Genomic DNA, 21,214 nt, shown 5'->3' with positions numbered 1-21,214 from the left:
CCAATCGCGATGGACGAAGGTTTACGCTTCGCAATCCGTGAAGGTGGCCGTACAGTAGGTGCGGGTGTTGTTGCTAAGATTTTAGACTAGTCTAAAACTTGCTTTAAGAAGGCTGCACTTGTTGCGGCCTTTTTTGTGCCTGAAAAACACGTGCTCCTAGTGTATGGCTCCAAGCGGATACCTCTGTGACAAAATCGTCGGGTACGATTTTATTCACCACGTCCATATGGTTCACCTGCTACGCAGGCCAGCTAAAGCTGTTGTGATTTGTTCCTACAAATCTTATTGAACATGGGTCGCTTGGCCCCGAAGTGGTGGAAGGCAGGATGCCTGTAATAACGTGGGTGAAATCAGTTCTTTAGTTGCGCAGCAGCGCCTGATTGAACGGAAAAACATGATGTTTTTTCTGGGGGATGTTCATCATGGACGCGTTACTTACAAATGTTTAATAGATCGCGGGCGTTGTTGCTAAAATCCTTGACTAGTATTTAGTAATTGATTGAAGAAAGGTCACTTAGGTGGCCTTTTTTATTGCCTGTGAAAAACATAAAGAATAAATAATATATATCATTGGTAATGCCAATTTTTTTGTTTGTGTTGACTTTGTTATTACCAATTGGTAATGTTGATGATCATTGTTGATCATGGGATATTGTATTAAATTTTTCTATTGGTCGTTTTTCTATGTAGTTTAGGTGTTGTATATGTCACGTTTTACTTCTTTATCAGCTATTTCGATAGCTAGCGTTATATTGTTAACTGCTTGCGGTGGCGGTGGTATTGCCCTTGATAGTAAAGCTCCAACTGTTGTAACCCCTCCTGTGGTCACACCTCCAGAATTAACTCCTGAAGTTCCGAGTGATGCTTGTGTAAATGAGAGCTATGCTATTGTATCGGCCAGTGATGATGGTGAGTTCGACGCTACTTATGAGCCAAGCTTGGTGATTGATGGCAACACTACCCCTGCATCTAGATGGTCTTCGTTGGGGGCTAATAAAGCATTAACCCTGGATTTAGGTAGTACTAAAAGCTTGGGCTCTCTAAAAGTTAAGTGGTTTGATGGCGCTGATAGACAATCAAACTTTGCAGTTGAAACTTCTACTGATAACAGCAGTTGGGAGAAAGTACTCACTGAAGGTATATCTAGCGGTAAACATAGTGGCTTTGAACAAGTTGATTTAACTAAGAGTAACGCTCGTTACATTAAGATAGTTGGTTTAGGTAACACAGAAAATGATTGGAATAGCATAGTTGAAGTTGAGGCTCACAGTTGTGAAGGAGCTGACGGCCAAATTGTTGCTGAATTTCCCAATGAGTTAGGCATTGAACTCATTGATTGGTATTTAAGTGTACCTACAGATGAAGATAATAATGGCCGATCTGATTCTATATCTGAAAAAAAATTGGCAGCTGGTTATACCAATTCTGAGTTTTTCTATGCATCTGCAGATGGTGGAATTGTTATGCGTTCACCAAGTTATGGATTCAAAACCTCTACCAATACTAGTTATGTAAGAGTGGAATTAAGAGAGATGTTACGCCGTGGTAATACTGCTCATAATACCCAAGGGGTTAACAAAAATAACTGGGTGTTTGGCAGTGCGTCAGCATCAGCGCAAGCCGATGCAGGTGGTACTGATGGAGAGTTGAATGTGACCTTAGCGGTTAATAACGTCACCACTACTGGTGAGAATTATCAAATCGGGCGTTTGGTAATCGGTCAAATTCATGCCAATGATGATGAACCTATTCGTTTATATTATCGAAAACTACCCAATAACGACAAAGGTTCGATTTATTTTGCCCATGAAAGTCGAGCTCAGAATGTAGACGAAGCCTATGTAGAAATGATTGGTACTAGAAGTAATAGTGCTTCGAATCCAGCTGATGGCATTGCTTTAGATGAAAAGTTTAGTTATCGCATTAATGTTACGGCTAACTTACTCACTGTGACTATTATTCGAGAAGGCAAAGGTGATGTAGTGGCCGAATATGATATGACTGGCAGTTTGTTTGATGAAGATGGCCAATATCAATACTTTAAGGTTGGGGTATATCACCTCAATAACAGTAGTGACGAAGATGAATACGCTCAAGCAACCTTTTATGAAATTCGTAATAGTCATTTAGGATATGCTAAGAGTGAGTAATTGATATTTCGTTTAGGAAATAAAAAAGCCACACACATTTGTGTAGCCTAGGTTTATTAGGTGGAGTCAATCACACATCCCTGATGAACAGCACCCAAACTCGACTTCCCTGTCTCGTTGAAAAACGGAGCGGAACTCAGTTCCTAAAATTCCCGTTTTCCCCATGATGATCCTCATCCGGATTTTTCGTCCTTGAAAAATCGTGCACTCGGACGCTAATTTACATAACTTTGATAGAGTCAATCACACGTCCATGATGATCTTCCTCCGGACCTCACATCCATGTGAGCTCGTAAAACCAGACGGAGCATGCTCCTAAAGAAACTGGTTTTACCCCGTGTTTCGCATGCCTACTGCTATGCCGGCTATAGTTACCATCATTGCACGTTCTAAGATTGGATCATGTTCCTCTCCTAATTCGCGGATCCGACTTAATAGTTCAATTTGCAGGTAATGCAAAGGCTCTAAATAACTAGCTCGAATATTCATAGATACCGCACCTTTAGGATCACTTTGCATCACCGAATCTTGATCAAGTAGAGTGAGTAACAAGTCTATACTTTGTTGTAACTCGTCACGTAAAGCATCACCAAAATGTCTTAGCTCTTGTGGTACCAATCTTTGATCGTATTCTTGGCTGATACGTGGATCAGCTTTACTAAATACCATGTCTAACATAGACAACCTTGAATTAAAGAAAGGCCAATTGGCTAACATATCGCTGATAGTGTCTTGTTTACCATTATCAAGTGAGGTTTGTACGGCTTTCATTACACCTAACCAAGATGGTAAAACCATGCGCGTTTGTGCCCATGCAAAAATCCAAGGGATAGCGCGTAGGCTTTCAATACCACCAGTCGGTTTACGTTTAGCAGGTCGGCTACCTAAAGGCAGTTTACCAAGCTCTTGTTCAGGTGTGGCCACTCTAAAATATGGGACAAAATTTTCATCATGGCGCACTATGTTGCGATAATTATCACGGCCGTCTGCGGCCATTTGAATGATTGCTTCACGCCATTCTTGTTTAGGAGCAGGTGGTGGTAAAATTAATGCTTCTAAAATGGCACTGGCATATAAACTTAAACTGCGTTGAGCCAAAATAGGCATGCCAAATTTATGGCGAATGGTTTCGCCTTGTTCGGTTACCCTAAAGCCACCTTCTAACGATCCTGGAGGTTGAGACAATATTGCCGCATGTGCAGGTAAGCCACCGCGTCCAATTGTGCCTCCTCTACCATGGAACAAGGTCAGTTCAATATCATTTTTAGCGGCTAGTGCTACTAGTGCCTCTTGTGATTCGTATTGTGCCCAACCGGCTGCCATAGCACCCGCATCTTTGGCTGAGTCAGAATAACCTATCATCACATACTGCTTACCTTGGATATAACCACGGTACCAATCGACAGATAAAAGTTTACTGATAACATTCGATGCTTGGTTTAAGTCATCTAAGGTTTCAAATAATGGTGCCACTGGCATTGGCCAATCTACACCTAGTTCTTTTAATAAAAGGATCACGCTGAGTACGTCAGATGGCAAACTAGCCATAGAGATGATATAAATTCCAAATCCGTGTTGGCTGTTTTGAGCAATCACTTTACAGGTGTCTAGTACCTCTTGAACATCTTCACTAGGTGTCCATGCTGGCGGGAAAAGAGGGCGTTTTGAGCTAAGTTCTTTAAGCAAAAATGCTTGTTTATCATCTTCACTCCATTGTCCATAGTCGCCAATTCCCAAGTAACGGGTTAATTCAGAGAATACGTCTGAATGTCTTTCTGAATCTTGGCGTACATCAAGTTTTAGTAAATGCACACCAAAACAATGTACTCGGCGTATTGTATCGAGCAAGTGCCCATTAGCGGTGACCGACATACCGCAAGCCTGTAAAGATCTATAACAAGCCATCAAAGGTGCAAGTATCTGGTCTTTGTCAGTGATCCAATCTATTTGGCTGACAACTTTACCATCCAGTTTATCTATGATGCCTTCTTGGGTTTTGAGTAGCTTGTCTAATAAAGGCCTTAACAATGCGCGGTAGGGTTCAAGGGTGTCACCTACTAACAGGCGTAATTCGTTGTCGCAGTCGCCCATGGATAATTCAACTTGTAAAAAGTCTATATCTTTAGCAAAGAGTTTTGCTGCTCTTTTTCTGGCTAACAATAATACCTGCTCAGTCACTTTTGATGTCACAAACGGGTTGCCGTCACGATCGCCACCCATCCAAGATCCTAAGGTAACTGGTGACGCATCAAGGGGCAGTGAAATACCATATTTCTCATTAAACCGACCGTCTAACTCTCGTATAAAGTCAGGAATTGCTTCCCATAGAGAGTTTTCAATAACGGAGAATCCCCAGCGAGCTTCGTCAACTGGCGTTGGGCGAATGGTTCTTATTTCTTCGGTATGCCAAGCTTGGCTAATGAGGTCAGCTATACGCGTTTCTATTTTATTACGCTGAGAAGGTTTGATTGCCGTTGCATGTACATCACTCAAACATTTGGCTAACTCACTATGTTTATGTATGAGTGTTCGGCGAGTTACTTCTGTTGGGTGAGCGGTTAATACCAAATTTATGTCGAGCTGTTGAACAGCTTGTTCAAAGGTATCTGCTTCAATATTGGCATCATCTAAATGACTAAATAAATTATCGATAGAATCATCTTTATCATTATTGCTATTAAATTCTTGTTCGGCAATATTGGCTAAATTTAAAAATTGAGCAAAGGCTCTACCAACGGTAAGTAGGTCTTCGTTGGGTAGTTCGGTAAATAATTGTTTTACCCTAGCGGCAGATTCATTATCACCTTTGAAGGCTTGTCTACCGTCTTTACGAACAGCTTCAATTCTATCGACCCATTCTTCACCCAGCTGGTCTTTTATTGTTTCACCTAACACCACGCCTAAATTACGAACAGTTTCAATTAGTTGAGAGTCAAGGTTTTGTGGCATATGAGGCTCCAATGTATTTTTGTAAAAATACAAGATACTTATATGCAAGGCATTTGTCTAAGCCAAAATAATCCACTTTATTCAAATTTGGTCATATTGGACTCGTAAAGACCGAGTTAGAGGTTAAAGCAAGGTGATCAGTGTGATATGCTAGCGCCACTTTTTTAGAGGTTACCAGTGGGTAACCAGACATTATTTTTAGGAGTTAAGGTGTCAGATAAATACACAACAGTAGAAACACAAGCAAGTTACGGTATTGGTTTACAAATGGGCGAACAATTAGCTGGAAACCCTTTTGAAGGATTAGATGTTGCAGCAGTACAAGCTGGTCTTGAAGATGCTTTCAATCAACAGCCTGCTCAAGTGGATAACGATACTTTACGTGAAGCTTTCAACCAAATTCACGAGCGCATGCAAGCAGCTAAAGCTGAACAATTTGCTGGTGTAATTGCTGACGGTCAAGCTTATCTTGAAGAAAACGCTAAGCGTGATGAAGTGACAGTGACTGAAAGTGGTCTGCAATATGAAGTGATTACTCAAGGAGACGGAGATACACCTTCTTTAACTTCAACTGTACGTACTCATTATCATGGTACCTTGTTAGATGGCAGCGTGTTTGATAGCTCATACGATCGTGGCCAACCTGCTGAATTCCCAGTGAATGGTGTTATTAAAGGTTGGACTGAAGCACTTCAGTTCATGAAAGTAGGTACTAAATTGAAACTTCATGTTCCTGCAGAGCTAGCATACGGCGAACAAGGTGCTGGTGGTGCAATTGGTCCACACGCTACTTTAGTATTTGATGTTGAATTATTGGATATTGTTGCTTAATTACAATTTTTAAAATCAATCAAATAGATTAAGACCGGTATATCCGGTCTTTTTTATGCCTTGCAAGCTTCATTGTCGACTACCCTAATCGAGTATCACAAGTGATTTTGGTAATTTATCTAAAGGTTTATTGTGTTTAGCGGGCAACAAGGCGTGTTTGTTAATGCGTTTTTCGATGAAGCTGTTGATATCTGGTTTACTTGTACAATCCACCATACCGCCCATAAAACCTAATATTACGGCTGTTGTTTTTCTAGCTGCACCATCGCAGTTTGCTCGGACCTTAATATTGTTAATCAGTTTTTCATCTGCAGACTTAAATTGATTATTATTTGGCGTATGAATAATAGGAGAATTTTTTTGTTGCTGATAATAGCGTCCTGCTTCGTCCATCATTTTGGCTTCTTGTTGTAAATTGTATTGCTGCACATGTTTTCCTGCTATACCAGTAAATTGACTGTTGATGGGGACTAAAGCTTGAACAGGTTTTTGTGCAGTTAGGTTTGACTCGGTTGTAGGCGAAATATTTATCATCTGTTTAACCTCAGGGGGGCGTTTGGTCATTGTTTTTACAGGAGGTTTTTCTGATGGCAGGTCAACAGATGTTTTGGATGTTGCCGGTTTTACTTTTGGTTTGATTTCAATTTGAGATGGTGTAGCAATAGATTTGGTAACTGGCTGTGGCAGTTCAAAATATAGTTTGGCTTGTAATGGTTTTTTATTCGGCGTTTTTAGCTGAGGTTTTGAAATATTGCCCCGTTGCATAAAAAATAACACAAACAAATGCAGTATTATTGACAGAGCAATAGTCACTATAAGTAGCTGGTTATTTTTAAACACTCAAGTTGGTTCAAGTTAACAAAATTGGTTTTTTGTAGAGTCTTGTTTAAACCATTAGTTCAACTTTGCTAATTCTATGGGGTTTCGGTTAGGTCGATTTAAGAATTTGTATGGCCTGGTTTTTATCATCACTGACAAAAATTTCAGATTGCGTGTTGGAAAAAATGGCTTTACTGATCTTTTCCATATCTCGTCTCGCTAGATCATCTACCACAATTGCAAGGTGAGTATTCCCAGAGTTTTCTAAGCTTCTTTTGCCTAACATAGCCACGCCAAATACATCTTCAGCTGACATGTTAGTTCCATCGACAGCAGAATAGTCAAACAATAACTTATTATTGCTGGTAATAGCTGTTTTAAATTCAGCACTTTGCATCATAAAAATCATATCTAAAGCGTTGAGTGTGCCATCTATGGTGATACATGAAATGTCATCAAGAGTGTTTACGTAAAATCGCATATGATTGTTCTTATCGATCTCCTCAATAACTACTTTAATTCATAGCAGGTCTATTTGCTAAAAATACTAGAAGTTAAATCTTTTAACAATTCAAGCTTCAGAATGGTGCAATTGTTACTTGTTGCACCATAATCAAGCTTTCGCGGCGCTAGATTATGAGTGGTATATTGTTAAGCTGTTGTTTTTATTGGTTAAAAATTTATGGCATAAGATTTGTTCTAGTAATGGAAGATTTTAATACTTATATAATAAAACACTGGGAGTAGCACTATGAAATTAGTAACTGCAATCATTAAGCCCTTCAAGCTTGACGATGTGCGTGAAGCAATATCTGAAATCGGAATTGATGGTTTGACGGTAACTGAAGTTAAAGGCTTTGGTCGTCAGAAAGGTCATACAGAACTATATCGCGGCGCTGAATATCAAGTAGACTTTTTACCAAAAGTTAAACTTGAAGTAGGTGTTAAAGATGATCAAGTTGAGCGTTTAGTTGAAGCTATTGTTGGCGCAGCTAAAACCGGCAAAATTGGTGACGGTAAAGTTTTTGTTTATGACCTAGAGCATGCTGTTCGTATTCGTACAGGCGAAACAGATGGCGAAGCCATTTAGAATTTGAGGAGATAATTGTGGAAATTACATTTGAATTGGGCTATGCCCTAGATACATTTTACTTTTTAATTTGCGGCGCATTGGTAATGTGGATGGCTGCAGGTTTTACTATGTTGGAAGCCGGTTTAGTTCGTGCTAAAAACACTACAGAAATATTAACCAAAAACGTGGCGCTATATTCTATATCTTGCATCATGTACATGGTGTGTGGTTATTCAATCATGTACGGTGGCGGTGAGTTCACTATGTTCCTAAGCGGCATCACTGCAGACGGCGCAACGGGTGCTGCAGAGCCAGCTACTTATGCTCCAGCTGCTGACTTCTTCTTCCAGGTAGTATTCGTAGCAACAGCTATGTCTATTGTTTCTGGTGCAGTTGCTGAGCGTATGAAGCTTTGGGCTTTCCTTGCTTTTGCTGTTGTATTAACTGGTTTCATTTATCCAATGGAAGGCGCTTGGACTTGGGGCGGCGAATCAGTATTCGGTATGTACACTTTGGGTGACAACGGATTCTCTGACTTTGCTGGTTCTGGTATTGTACACATGGCGGGTGCTGCTGCAGCTTTAGCTGGTGTGTTATTACTTGGTGCTCGTAAAGGTAAATATTCAGCTGACGGTCGTGCCAACGCAATCCCTGGTGCTAACTTACCACTTGCTACTTTAGGTATGTTCATCTTATGGATGGGTTGGTTTGGTTTCAACGGTGGTTCTGTTCTAGCTACAGCTACTGTAGAAAGTGCTAACGCTGTTGCAGTAGTATTCATGAATACTAACGCTGCTGCTGCTGGTGGTTTAGTTGCTGCTTTATTATTTGCACAAATCTTGTTTAAGAAAGCTGATTTAACTATGGCATTAAACGGTGCGCTAGCCGGTCTAGTTGCGATTACTGCTGAACCTTCAACTCCTTCTCCGTTACAAGCTACTTTGTTTGGCGCTATCGGTGGTATTGTTGTGGTACTTAGTATTATCGGTCTAGACAAGCTGAAGATTGATGATCCAGTAGGTGCTATCTCTGTTCACGGTGTAGTAGGTTTATTGGGTCTATTACTTGTTCCAATCACTAACGACGGTTCTACTTTTAGTGGTCAGTTATTAGGCGCTGTTACTATCTTCGTTTGGGTATTTGCTACTAGCTTTATTGCTTGGTCAATTATCAAAGCGGTTATTGGTATCCGTGTAAGTGAAGAAGAAGAGTACGAAGGTGTTGATATCAGTGAGTGTGGCCTAGAAGCTTACCCTGATTTCACAACTAAACGTAATTAATATTATTTGGTCTAGGTGTAGTGCATACACCTAATCGATTGATGTGAAGCCCCGCTAAATAGCGGGGCTTTTTGTTTGTATAATAGTATGCTTAAGGGATTGTTGATTTTTGAGAATTAAAATGAAAAAAGTTCGGCTTTTCAGTTTGTTAGCTTGTATCGTTTTGTCAAGTTCTGCTTGGACTTACGATAGAGTAACGGGTTTACCATTTGCTTCTCGCTCAGAAGTGATAGCGCAAAATGCCATGGTGGCAACTAGCCAGCCATTGGCGACACAAGTTGCATTGGATATCTTAAAGCAAGGCGGTAATGCTATTGATGCAGCCATTGCAGCAAACGCTATGTTAGGGCTTGTTGAGCCAACAGGCAGCGGTATAGGTGGAGATTTATTTGCCATAGTATGGGATGCCGAAAGCAAACAATTATATGGTTTAAATGCTTCGGGACGTTCACCTAAATCACTTACTTTAGAACACTTTGAACTGGAAGGATTAGATAAAGTTCCTGCGTTTGGGCCTTTACCGGTCTCTGTGCCAGGCACGGTTGATGGCTGGTTTGAGTTACATGCAAAATTTGGCAGTTTGCCCATGACTTCGATCTTACAGCCCAGCATTGAGTATGCTAAGAAAGGCTTTCCAGTTAGTGAGTTAATCGCTCATAATATGCAAATAAATGCAAAATTCTTAGCTAAGTTCCCTGGGTTTACACAGACCTATATGCCAACTGGAACTATGCCTGAAAAAGGTGAGATTTTTAAAAATAAAGCTTTGGCTGTGACCTACGAAAAAATTGCCACAGGGGGCCGAGATGCTTTTTATAAAGGGGATATAGCTCGCTCTATTGCAGCTTACATGAAACAACAAGATGGGTATTTAAGTTATGACGACTTGGCAAGTCATACGTCAGAGTGGGTAGAGCCTGTATCCACCAATTATAAAGGTTATGACGTTTGGGAGTTACCGCCCAATGGTCAAGGAATTGCTGCATTACAGATATTAAACATACTAGAGTTGCACGATATTGAAGAAATGGGCTTTGGCTCCCAGCAATACATACATACTTTTGTGGAAGCAAAAAAGTTAGCTTTTGAAGATCGTGCTAAATATTATGCCGACCCCGCTTTTAACCAAATTCCCGTGAATTGGTTGATTTCAAAAAAATATGCTAAACAACGTAGCCAGTTAATTGATAATACAAAGGCGGCAAAACGGTATGACGCAGGCATAAATGAAGGGGATACTATTTATCTTACTACCGCGGATAAAGATGGCAATATGGTGTCTTTGATTCAAAGTAATTACCGCGGCATGGGCTCAGGCATGACTCCTCCAGACTTAGGGTTTGTACTGCAAGATAGAGGTGAGTTATTTAGTTTGCAAAAAGGTCACTTTAATCAGTATGAGCCCAATAAACGGCCTTTTCATACCATTATTCCAGCATTTATTACTCGAGACGGTAAACCTTGGGTTAGTTTTGGTGTGATGGGCGGCGGTGCTCAACCACAAATGCATGCGCAAGTGATAGTGAACTTAATTGATTTTGGCATGAACTTACAAGAAGCAGGTGATGCCCCTAGAGTGTTACATTCTGGTTCGAGCCAACCAACTGGTAAAATAATGCAAGACGGTGGTTATATCAGCTTAGAGTCTGGATTTGATCAACTTACTCGTAGAAAGTTAATCCAAAAAGGTCATGTATTAAAAGATAAAGTCGATGCTTTTGGTGGTTATCAGGCCATTATGCGTGATTTAAAAACTGGAGTATATTATGGTGCTTCAGAGAGTCGAAAAGATGGTCAAGCGGCCGGATATTAAGGTGAAAATTTAGTATGAGCCAAGCTCAAAAAGGCATTTGTGCAGAGCCCAATTTACATGCACTTTATTTAACTTTTACTGTGGTTGATGATGATGTGCAAGCGATGCGTGCTAAATTAGTGCGAGTGTTAGAGTTGTTCAGTTATTTTGATGAAGAATATTACGAAGCTATGGTATCTGGGGTTATTGCCGTAGGAACTGACTATTGGTACGAGCTATACCCAAGATTAATACCTCAAGAGTTAGCACCATTTCCGAGTATGCAAAGTGATGATCGTGAGGCTCCCGTTACCCCTGGTGATTTGTTTATTCAAATAAAAGCCGATAGAACGGATATATGCCACGCCATTGGTATTGAAGTGATCCAATTGCTTAAACCTCATGTAGATTTATATGAAGAGATTAGTGGTTTTCGCTTTCTAGATGGAAGAGATTTAACCGGCTTTGTGGATGGTACTGAAAATCCTAAAGGTATGCATAAATTTGAAGTGGCATTGGTAGGTGATAAAGATCCAGAATTTGCTGGTGGCAGTTATATTCATATACAACGTTATCGTCATAATATGACTAAATGGCAGCTTTTGGCTACGACCAATCAAGAAGAGGTAATGGGGCGTACAAAAACCGATAATGTAGAGTTTAGTAGTGACAAAAAAGCCGCTTTTGCTCACACCAAACGTACTAGCTTAAAAGATGAAGAAGGTAAAAGTGTTGAGATCCTTAGGCAAAGTATGCCTTATGGTGACATGTCAGTGCAGGGCTTGTATTTCATATCCTGTGCCAGCAGTCCTAAACCTTTTACAGATATGTTGCGGAATATGATTTTTGCTGATGCAGAAGGTAATTACGACAAACTTTTGGATTATACCATTGCTGAAACTGGTGGTGCTTATTTTGCTCCGTCGGTTAAATTCATTAAGCAACAAGCGTTAGAAGCTTAAGCTGTCAATAAGATTGAACCGTCCCAATCCTCTGCCAAATTTGCGCTTTGTAGGCGAGCACATTGTGTAAGGTGATGCATGGGTAAAGGATCTTGTGGACACATATCCAAAGCTTGTTGGAAGTAGCTTTGTGCCTGTTGCCAATCCTGTTTTTTTCGATAGAACAAGCCTTGTTTAATTAACTCAGCGTTGGCTAATTTTTGTAACTTTAAGGTTTCTTCTTGATGATCAATTATTTCGTATATTTCAATAGGAGTTTGTCGCCCCTTAACTCTGACCCAGTCCAATAATCGATATTGAAATAGCTCTTGGGCATTGGCCTGAGTTAAGGTTTGTTCACTTATAATTATATCGGTGTGGTAAATGGGTGCTAAGGCTTCCAAGCGAAATGCCACATTCACACTGTCACCAATTACTGTGGTATCCATCCTGTCATTAGAGCCTACTGTACCTATGATAACCGGGCCAAAATGCACGCCTATGCCAATATTAACCGGCGGGTAGTTACAGTTAGCTCTGTGTTGATTATAAAGATTAATGGCATAACGCAAGTCCAGCGCCGCACGAATGGCATCTTGGGCTTTGTCTACATTGGTACCTTTAGGTCGATCAAATAAAGCCATCACAGCATCACCGATAAACTTATCAATAAAACCATTGTTCTGGTGGATCGGATCATTCATTCGTAAAAAGTAAGAATTAAGAAAGTTCATTAACTCTTGGGGGCTCATTTGTTCCGATAACCCAGTAAAACCTCGGATGTCGCTAAACAAAATCGCTAATTCATCTTCATCTGCTTTGCCCAACTCAAGACTGTCCGAACCATGTTTAGCTAAGTGGTCGACGAATTGTTTAGGTACAAACTTTCGAAAAGTTTTATTTAACTCTTTGGCTTCTTCAGCAGACTTATCGAAGTTTTGTTCTAAAGTTGGCGTAGAAGAAGAGTAAACCTTAACCTTTTGTTGAGAGTGGTTTTGATTAGCTTTATTTTTATTTACCAAGATCAGTAACACAATTGTGTATATCAATATGATAAACAACAAAGCTAAAGGTACGGGTTGTAACAGTTGCCCTAACATTAAAACGTCTGCACTCTACTATTCTTCTTTCTACTAGATGATGTCTTTAAAAAATTAAGGCTGTCGTGTTTTTAAGGCCACTTCAGCTAATACTTTATCGGCAATTTTTAAGGTTTCTTGGATCACTTCATCCGTGTGAGCCGCAGAAACAAACCCTGCCTCATAAGAAGCAGGCGCTAAGTAGACACCGTTATCTAACATACCATGATAAAACATATTGAACTGTTCGGTATTACAGTTAATTGCTTGTTGATAGTTTGTCACGCGCTCTACGTCAGTAAAAAATAGCCCAAACATACTGCCCGCATAATTCACCGACATAGGTATACCATGTTTATCAGCAAGGCTCTTAAAACCTTCAGCCAAGGTTTGCGTAGTTTGACTTAATTGTTCATATAATCCGGGTTTTTTAATTTGGTTCAAAGAGGCTAAACCGGCCGCCATTGCCACTGGGTTTCCTGATAATGTGCCTGCTTGATAAACGGGCCCTAGCGGGGCCATATGTTGCATGATTTCTTTTTTACCCCCAAATGCACCTACTGGCATGCCCCCGCCGATTACCTTACCTAAACAGGTTAAGTCAGGCTCTACTTGATACTTCTGTTGCGCACCACCTAAAGCGACTCGAAAGCCAGTCATGACTTCATCTAAAATTAACAAGGCTCCGTATTGGTCACAAATATCTCGTAATCCTTGTAAAAAACCGTCAACCGGAGGAATACAATTCATATTGCCCGCTACAGGCTCCACTATGATACAAGCTATATCCTCTGGGTATTGGGCAAAGGCTTGAGCCACAGACTCAAGGTTGTTGTATTCCATAGTTAATGTATGTTCAGCTACATTTGCCGGTACACCAGGAGAACTAGGCACACCAAGGGTCAATGCACCAGAACCGGCTTTAACCAATAATGAATCAGCATGACCATGATAACAGCCTTCAAATTTTAAGATTTTATCTCGATTAGTGTAACCGCGCGCTAAACGAATAGCGCTCATTGTGGCTTCTGTGCCTGAGTTCACCATGCGTAACATCTGCATCGAAGGCACCAGCTCACTGACTAATTCAGCTATGATGACTTCAATCTCTGTTGGTGCACCAAAACTTAATCCGTTTTGTGCAGCATCTATCACGGCTTGGCGGATCTTTGGATTATTGTGGCCTAACACCATTGGCCCCCAAGATTGAACGTAATCGATATAACGTTTGTTATCTGCATCAAATATGTAAGGGCCGTCGGCTTTACTAATAAATGGAGGGGTTCCGCCTACTGCTTTAAATGCTCTAACGGGGGAGTTAACCCCACCTGGAATATGTTGTTTTGCGCGATTAAAAAGACTTTCTGATGTTTGCATAATGGCTTCTTGTAATAATATTTTTAAATGAAAATTTTTAGTTTTTTGTTACGGGCAATCTGAATTAATTGTTTACGTACCAATGCACTTTTTGCTCAAATTGACTGACGAGGGACTCGACACCTAAGGTTAACGCGAACAATGCCATTCTAACCAACACGCCATTATCTGTTTGACGGAATATGGCTAAATTAGGGTTTAGGTTTAAATCATTGTCTAATTCATTGGCTTCTGCTCTAGAGTCTCTAGGCAAAGGATGCATGATCACGGTTTTTGATTGGAAATGCTGAGTATAAATTTGTTGATTTAAACGAAATTTACCACGGTATTGGTTGGCTTCATCTTGTGATGCAAAACGCTCCTCTTGAATGCGGGTTTGATAACAAATATCGGCATCAAGGTTACCTTCAAATTGTTCAGTGATTGTATATTGGTGACCCGAGTTTTCAATGGCATCAATAATTGAAGAGGGCATGGCTAGTTCTTTTGGTGAAATAAGGGTAAACCTAATCTTGTTAAACAAACATAATAATTTTGATAATGAATGTACGGTTCGCCCATGTTTTAAATCACCGATCATGGCAATGTGCATGCCATCAATACTATTACCGTGTGCCTGTAATTCTTTTTGAATCGTGTATAGGTCTAATAAAGCTTGGGTTGGGTGTTCGTTGGCACCATCTCCGCCATTGATCACGGGTATGCGACTACCTTCTGCAAACTCAGCGACAGAACCAATATCGGGGTGCCGCATAGCAATGATGTCTGAATAGCCACTTAATACTCGTGCTGTATCGTAAAGAGATTCGCCTTTAGCTAGCGCAGAGTTGCTTAAGCCAGTGGTTTCTCTTACTTCTCCGCCTAGTAAGTTAAAGGCTGTACCAAAGCTTACACGTGTACGAGTACTAGGTTCAAAAAATAAATTTCCTAAAATAGCCCCGTCTAATACTGTGGTACGTTTTTCTCTTTTGGCGTAAGGCAACATTTGATGGGCAACATTAAAAACCCGTTCGATAGCATCGCGATCGAATTGGTTAACTGAAAGAATGTGGCTGCCTTTAAAATTCATATGAGTTAGATCTTTTTACGAGCTGGATATGCTCCTATTTTATCAAAGTTTTCAGCTGCAATGTCATAAATTTACTATTCGGATCAGGTGAATAATCGGCGAATGGCTCACAATATTCAAAGCCATATTTGAGATATAGTTGGTGGGCAGGTATGAAGAAGTCTTGGCTGCCTGTTTCTAAAGATAATCGTAAAATACTTTTATCTAGCGCGAATTGAATAATGTGCTGTAACAGTCTATTCGCTACTCCTTTTCGTACATGGATTCGAGCAGTGCGCATTGATTTAATTTCGTAATGGATATTGTTGAGTTTTTTGATAGCAGCGCAACCAAGTAACTCTGCGTCACTCCAAATACTCCAAAAGGTAATATCAGTAGAGCGAAGATTATTCAAATCTAGTGCATGAACACTATCTGGGGGCGAAGTTGCCCGCATGTCGGCTAAATGTTCTTCGAGTAAAAGCGCTATTTTAGGGTGAGTTAAATCATCTAGTTTTATTTGCATGTATGAATATACCCAAGCACTCTAGTTGTTCGAACAGTTATATTTTTGAAGCACTCGGGTACATACCCAAACCACCTCAAAAATAGAATTTTAAAGTGGCTTGTGTATATGTCTACCTTTTTTCTCGGATTTTACTGTGCCGCTCGATTTTTACGGGCCTAGATCTATTACTCGAGCTATTCCCAGACTGACGACTTTTATTTTGGTAACTAGGTTTACTTCTTTGTTGAGTTTGCTGGTGTTTGTAACTAGAACTTTGCCTTTGCGGCTTAGCACGTTCTGGTTTTGATGCATACGACGTTGGCCTGTTATAAGAATCTCTAGACTTTTCCTGCTGGTTTGCTGGCCTATAATCTTTAGATTTATGGCTAAGTGGCCTTTTGTATTGATTTACTGATTTAAGTTCATTGGTTTTATGACTAGTCGGTTTTTTCGTATAGTTAGCCGTTTTATTCGATTGGTGTGTATTCTTATCGAATTTTGTGGTTTTTGAATGACGCTGTAGTTGATTTTTCACTTGAGCACTAGAGCGCCTTTCCAATTTAGGGTGAGCTTTAGGATATCGACTCACATCCAACACTCTTTGCTTATCTATCTGGTGCTGCTTTTTGCTATGAGGTTGGTTAGTACTCGATACGTAGCGTTTTGGATTTTCTGTATTTCGAATTACCCTTTGACCATTGTGTTTGTATTGCACACCTCGTCTATGGTGCTTGTTGTGCTTCCAACGTGAATATTCGGTTATGCGTACTTTTTGTTTACGAGAATGGTGGGGTGCCCAATAGTGATTATTTGAGTGTCTGTTATAAGTATAATCAGCCACCAGATGACGCTTGTGCCAATGAAAACCTGAGAAGTAAAAACTAGGGCGGATGTAAAACCGTGAACTCCAGTATATGCCAGCACTCAAAATATAATGACTAGGGCTATGCCAATAATACGGAGGGTGATCATTCCACCACCAATTTCCATAAACATGTCGAGTGTCGTAATAGGGGATATACACTACTTCTTTTTCAACCGTTTGAATGACGATTTCATCGCCGTCTTGTTCAACCTCTAGGTATTCGTTGTCGTGCAAGTTTCCCTGAGCATAGGCTTTCTGTCTTAGCGTTTGAACACTATCTAATACTCGTTCTTCAGCAAATAAAAATGCGTTACCTAACGATTGTAACCAGTCTAAATCGTCACTTAATGTTTGTAGCAGGTCATGGAAGGGCACTAAAGCTTTTACACTTGGATCCCAATCCTTTTTTTCAACGGCGTTTAATGCTTCTTGTTCGTCTAAATCTTTATTATTTCGGCGCCATCGAGCGGCTTGTACAACTTCAAGTGGATAAGTCGAGGCAACAAAGATGTGGGATAACAAAGTATCTGGGTACAGGGCTATAGGCGCTAATAATTGATCAAGTTCAGCTTGGCTTATATCCACTAGTAAGGTTTCTTGATTGTTTTGCGTGGTGTTTGTATCTTGCTTTTGGTTCAACTCTTGGGCTTGGGCAAGATTAACCACACTGCCAACCAAAAAACATACTACACATAAATAAATAAGTAGGTATTTCGCTTGATTTCGCATAACCCTTTCCTTCAATAATAACTCATGGCAACGCTACCATAATAAAGTTATACATGGTGTTATCTTAACCAAGACTGAATGAAGAGCGGAAGTTTGTTTTTTAATAAAATACTTTCTAATAAATTATTTTTTGAACAAGTTTTCAGAAAACTGGTGACCTAATTTATCTGTTTTTGTACGAATATAATGGCGATTATCATCGGTTATCCCGTGATCAATAGGGGTGCGTTCTACTACGTTTATACCCATCTGGATAAGAGCAGCACTTTTTTTCGGGTTGTTGGTCATTAACTTAACGTTTTTTACATTGAGTTTTTCCAACATCAATTGGCAAATACTGTAATCACGTAAATCGGCGTCGAACCCCAGGTGTTCGTTTGCTTCAACTGTATCTAAGCCTTCATCTTGTAATTTATAAGCTTGAATTTTATTAAGTAATCCAATGCCTCGCCCTTCTTGGCGTAAATACAGTAATACTCCCTTACCCTGTTCAACAATGTTTTGTAGGGCTTTTTCTAATTGGGCGCCACAATCACAACGGGTGCTAAATAATGCATCGCCAGTTAAACACTCCGAATGAATTCGAATGGGAACTATGTCATTGACCTGCCAGTTTCCGTAGGACAGGGCCACATGTTCCTGCTGTGTCGATTGCTCAACAAATCCGTGGATTTTAAATTGACCTAATTTAGTCGGTAATTTTGCAGAACTGACATATTGGTATTTATCTGATTCTTGTGTCATGGAGGTATTACTGTACTCATATCAATCGACTCAAACGTTTTATTCGATTGGCGTAAAAATTAGTGCGAAGCTTATATGTGGGGCATTATCTACGAAAAGGCAAGTGTTATTCAAAAATTTAGCTAGTGAAAAAAAACTACTATAAGTATAAGTCATGCCTTATTGGTTAATTTAGCGGGCTAAAACTTGTTAGAGGAGTGGGTTTAGCTACGCCATACCCTTGTGCATAATCGACCCCCATTTTTCCTAGTTCTACCATTATTTCAGTGCTTTCAACAAACTCAGCTACGGTTTCCATGCCCATGGCTTTTGCCACGTCTTTAATAGAGCAAACCATCGCCATATCAATAGGATCAATTAAAATATCTTTGACGAAGCTTCCATCAATTTTTAATTGTTGTACAGGCAAACTTTTTAGATAATTGTAGGATGAAAAGCCACTGCCAAAATCATCTAATGCAAACTTGCAACCTAAGGTGTGAAAGGTGTTAATGAATTCTAAGGTTTCTTCCATCTTTAAAATTGCCATACTTTCGGTGATTTCGAAACATACTTTGTTGTAGGGTACTTTGTATTTTTCAAAGGCATTGAGTACAAACAATTTAAGCTCATTATCGGCCAATGAATGGCCACTTAAATTGATATTAACCTGGGTGAGTTGTCCGTTATGTTCTGGGTTTTCTGTTAACCACGCAAAATAATTTTCGATTACCCAACGATCGATTTGTGAGGTTAAGTTGTAACGTTCTGCTGAGGGCAAAAACGTGCTTGGTGTAATAATGTTGCCTTCAGTATCTTTCATGCGTAACAATATTTCGTAGTGATGTCCCTGCTTGTTTTGATTCAAAGCTTGATAATGTTGGTAGTATAATTCGAATTGATTGGCTTCAAGTGCTTTATTAATTTGTGATAACCAAGACAATTCAGAGGCATATCGCTGAACATGTTTGTCATCTTGAGAATAGGTATGAATTTGGTTTCGGCCTCTTTCTTTTGCCATGTAACAAGCAGAATCAGCCATGCTTAATAATTGTTCTGGTGTGGTGATATTTGCTTGCCAAGATACTTGGCCAATGCTGATACCCAAAGTAAATATGTTTTTTTCCCAAACAAAACGAAATTCACTCACTGTATTTAATATCTTGTTGGCTAATAAATAGGCCATTTGCGCATTGTCGTCTTCTAATAAAATACCAAATTCGTCACCACCTAACCTAGCAAGTGTACCTTTGCCATTTACTAATTTATCGATTTTTTGCGATAGTTGGCTAATTAACATGTCACCAGCTTTATGCCCACAGGTGTCGTTTACCACTTTAAATTGGTCTAAATCTAAATATAGAAGTGTTAATTCGCTGCCATCTATTGAAGCTTTTTGTAATGCATTTTTTAATCGAAACTCAAACTCTCGGCGGTTAAATACGCCTGTTAATGAATCGTGAGTGGCCATAAATTCAAGGCTAATATCAGATTGCTTTCTTTTAGTGATATCAAAGATACTGCCAAATAAATAGCGTTGGTCATTTTCAGTTTTGATTTGTCCCGAAATTGAAAACCAAAATTCACTACCGTCTTTTCTTAAACCTTTTATTTCTTTACCTAGTACTTTGCCATGTTGATGTATTTCACCCAAAAGTAAATCTCTATCTTCTGGGTTGGCGTAAAATTGATTAGCATTGTGAATGTGTTCTAACATTTGTTGTTCGTTATCATAACCAAACAAGCTACACATGGCTGGGTTAACGGATATTAACTCCCCGTCTATGCTAGAGGTATATAAACCCTCAGCTGAATTTTTAAATAGCTTATAAAAATGCTGTAGGTCATTGATTACATCGAGTTGTTTTAAGTTATGTCTGTGAGTGAGTACTTTTTCGTGTGCCTCAATTGCTAAGGCTATGATTACTAAACCAAGCATGATGACGCTATCTAATAAAAGTAAAAGGGGCTGGCTGAGTGAAATATCAAAATAAAATAATACTACCTGACTGACACTACTTAATGCAGTCAAACTTAGTCCTATTACACTGAGTAAATTCGCCGCTTTTTTATCAGCATTGTAATAAAGGCTAGCCAAGACTGTAACCAATATAAAAGCAAAAGAAACTAGAGAAAAAACTAGGTATAGCTGAAGTTGATTGTTCGGAATAAAAGCAACCACAACTAAAGCGCATCCTAGAAAATAAAATACATAACGCCAGTATGGTGGAACCCTTTCCAAGATCGCGAAGGCCACTTTAACTGAGCTCAATAACAAGGCGCCTACTAAAATAGTGGTTATGTTGGCTATATAAGCAGTGATGCCGGTGACTTGACCTAATACTCCACTGGTGTTTAGGAATAATAAAACAAATCCAGCACAAGATAGTGAGAACCAAAAGCGAATAGGGCTGCGCATAAAAATATAGGTAATTAAGAAATAGCAGGACAAAATAGTTAATCCGCCACTAATAAACCCAATAACTGCAAGTAAAATTTGCTCTCTGATCAGAACAGAGGACTGTTTATCTAAGAATACGGGAAAGGTAACAGGTCCATCGTGATTTATTTTTAAGAATACTTGTATCGTTCTTTGGCTAGAATCAATGGCGGCAAGGAATAATCTATGTTGAAACTCTCTTTTAGCAAAATCTCTATCAGCGCCCATAAGGTGTGAGCTTAAAATACGGTCTTTGGAATCTAACAGGTAAATATCAACTAAGCTAAGGTAAGGATTGCCTACGCTTAATAAATAAGGTTCTTTGCTGTTGTAATCAAACGATAAGGTCACTTTCCCCCATAAGTTTTCATGCGGTTTTAGCGTGCCCGTGCTTATTTTAGGTAACCACTGGGGGTGTTTTTGTATATCTGATAATTGTATGGACTTGTCTGCGACCAACCATTCAAAGTGTTGCACTAAGTCAATTGTGCTATCGGTTTCAGCTATTTTTAAGGTGTTTGCTACAGTAATGGTCGAACATAGCCATAGGCTAGTGATTAAACAACATCTAAAAAAAGTTAAAAACAACAAGTTCATTATCACCCTTAGAA

General features: G+C 39.6%; 17 protein-coding genes. 7 read left to right on the top strand and 10 right to left on the bottom strand.

All coding sequences use genetic code 11. The features are described from left to right. A partial coding sequence (locus tag L0668_RS15630; protein ID WP_235313656.1) for an EF-Tu C-terminal domain-related protein occupies nt 1-90 on the top strand: 90 nt, incomplete at its 5' end. 614 nt (nt 91-704) lie between these two features. After that, a complete protein-coding gene (locus L0668_RS15625) occupies nt 705-2,150 on the top strand; it encodes a polysaccharide lyase family 7 protein (protein WP_235313647.1) in 1,446 nt (481 codons plus the stop codon). 330 nt (nt 2,151-2,480) lie between these two features. Here L0668_RS15625 and ppc read toward each other — a convergent pair whose 3' ends face one another. Then, nucleotides 2,481-5,099 carry a phosphoenolpyruvate carboxylase gene (gene ppc, locus L0668_RS15620; protein ID WP_235313646.1) on the bottom strand — a complete coding sequence of 873 codons (2,619 nt, stop codon included), beginning with the start codon at nt 5,097-5,099 and terminating at the stop codon, nt 2,481-2,483. Between the two features lie 210 nt (nt 5,100-5,309). Between ppc and bamJ the strand changes: the two genes are divergently transcribed. Beyond that, nucleotides 5,310-5,930 carry a BamJ family beta-barrel-assembly machinery protein gene (gene bamJ, locus L0668_RS15615; protein WP_235313645.1) on the top strand — a complete coding sequence of 207 codons (621 nt, stop codon included), beginning with the start codon at nt 5,310-5,312 and terminating at the stop codon, nt 5,928-5,930. 84 nt (nt 5,931-6,014) lie between these two features. Here bamJ and L0668_RS15610 read toward each other — a convergent pair whose 3' ends face one another. Both L0668_RS15610 and L0668_RS15605 read right to left on the bottom strand, forming a co-directional pair. Next, nucleotides 6,015-6,695: a hypothetical protein gene (locus L0668_RS15610; RefSeq protein WP_235313644.1), complete on the bottom strand. Its 681-nt coding sequence runs from the start codon at nt 6,693-6,695 to the stop codon at nt 6,015-6,017. 163 nt (nt 6,696-6,858) lie between these two features. Further along, nucleotides 6,859-7,230: a hypothetical protein gene (locus L0668_RS15605; RefSeq protein ID WP_235313643.1), complete on the bottom strand. Its 372-nt coding sequence runs from the start codon at nt 7,228-7,230 to the stop codon at nt 6,859-6,861. Between the two features lie 270 nt (nt 7,231-7,500). On the opposite strand from L0668_RS15605, the gene L0668_RS15600 reads away from it, so the two are divergent. The 4 genes from L0668_RS15600 (at nt 7,501) to L0668_RS15585 (ending at nt 11,855) form a co-directional block, all read left to right on the top strand. Then, nucleotides 7,501-7,839, top strand: a complete 339-nt coding sequence (locus L0668_RS15600; RefSeq protein WP_235313642.1) for a P-II family nitrogen regulator — start codon at nt 7,501-7,503, stop codon at nt 7,837-7,839. A 17-nt stretch (nt 7,840-7,856) separates the two neighbouring features. Next, nucleotides 7,857-9,101, top strand: coding sequence for an ammonium transporter AmtB (locus L0668_RS15595; protein WP_235313641.1), 1,245 nt, complete (start codon nt 7,857-7,859; stop codon nt 9,099-9,101). Between the two features lie 121 nt (nt 9,102-9,222). Next, nucleotides 9,223-10,914 (top strand): gamma-glutamyltransferase, encoded by a 1,692-nt coding sequence (ggt, locus tag L0668_RS15590; RefSeq protein ID WP_235313640.1) that lies wholly within the window; start codon nt 9,223-9,225, stop codon nt 10,912-10,914. Nucleotides 10,915-10,928: 14 nt separating this feature from the next. Further along, entirely contained in the window at nt 10,929-11,855 is a 927-nt protein-coding gene (locus tag L0668_RS15585) for a Dyp-type peroxidase (RefSeq protein ID WP_235313639.1), read from the top strand. On the opposite strand, the gene L0668_RS15580 is transcribed toward L0668_RS15585, so the two are convergent. The 7 genes from L0668_RS15580 to L0668_RS15550 all read right to left on the bottom strand — a co-directional run bounded on the left by L0668_RS15580 (nt 11,852) and on the right by L0668_RS15550 (nt 21,200). Beyond that, a complete protein-coding gene (locus tag L0668_RS15580; RefSeq protein WP_235313638.1) occupies nt 11,852-12,934 on the bottom strand; it encodes an adenylate/guanylate cyclase domain-containing protein in 1,083 nt (360 codons plus the stop codon). The two genes, L0668_RS15585 and L0668_RS15580, sit on opposite strands and share 4 nt — an antisense overlap. A gap of 54 nt (nt 12,935-12,988) precedes the next feature. Beyond that, nucleotides 12,989-14,290: a glutamate-1-semialdehyde 2,1-aminomutase gene (hemL, locus tag L0668_RS15575; protein ID WP_235313637.1), complete on the bottom strand. Its 1,302-nt coding sequence runs from the start codon at nt 14,288-14,290 to the stop codon at nt 12,989-12,991. Between the two features lie 64 nt (nt 14,291-14,354). Beyond that, nucleotides 14,355-15,359, bottom strand: coding sequence for an aspartate carbamoyltransferase (locus tag L0668_RS15570; protein ID WP_235313636.1), 1,005 nt, complete (start codon nt 15,357-15,359; stop codon nt 14,355-14,357). A gap of 34 nt (nt 15,360-15,393) precedes the next feature. After that, nucleotides 15,394-15,864, bottom strand: a complete 471-nt coding sequence (locus L0668_RS15565; RefSeq protein WP_235313635.1) for a GNAT family N-acetyltransferase — start codon at nt 15,862-15,864, stop codon at nt 15,394-15,396. Nucleotides 15,865-15,976: 112 nt separating this feature from the next. After that, the gene (locus L0668_RS15560; protein ID WP_235313634.1) at nt 15,977-17,440 is read right to left on the bottom strand and encodes a DUF3300 domain-containing protein; all 1,464 of its coding nucleotides are present in this window, start codon (nt 17,438-17,440) and stop codon (nt 15,977-15,979) included. Nucleotides 17,441-17,563: 123 nt separating this feature from the next. Beyond that, nucleotides 17,564-18,184, bottom strand: a complete 621-nt coding sequence (ribA, locus tag L0668_RS15555) for a GTP cyclohydrolase II (protein ID WP_235313633.1) — start codon at nt 18,182-18,184, stop codon at nt 17,564-17,566. A gap of 166 nt (nt 18,185-18,350) precedes the next feature. Continuing rightward, complete coding sequence (locus L0668_RS15550; protein ID WP_235313632.1) at nt 18,351-21,200, bottom strand: EAL domain-containing protein; 2,850 nt, start codon at nt 21,198-21,200, stop codon at nt 18,351-18,353. Nucleotides 21,201-21,214 lie beyond the last annotated feature (14 nt).

Source organism: Paraglaciecola algarum, from assembly GCF_021532655.1.
Lineage (GTDB): Bacteria > Pseudomonadota > Gammaproteobacteria > Enterobacterales > Alteromonadaceae > Paraglaciecola > Paraglaciecola algarum.
This window is presented reverse-complemented; position numbering and strand designations above follow the sequence as displayed.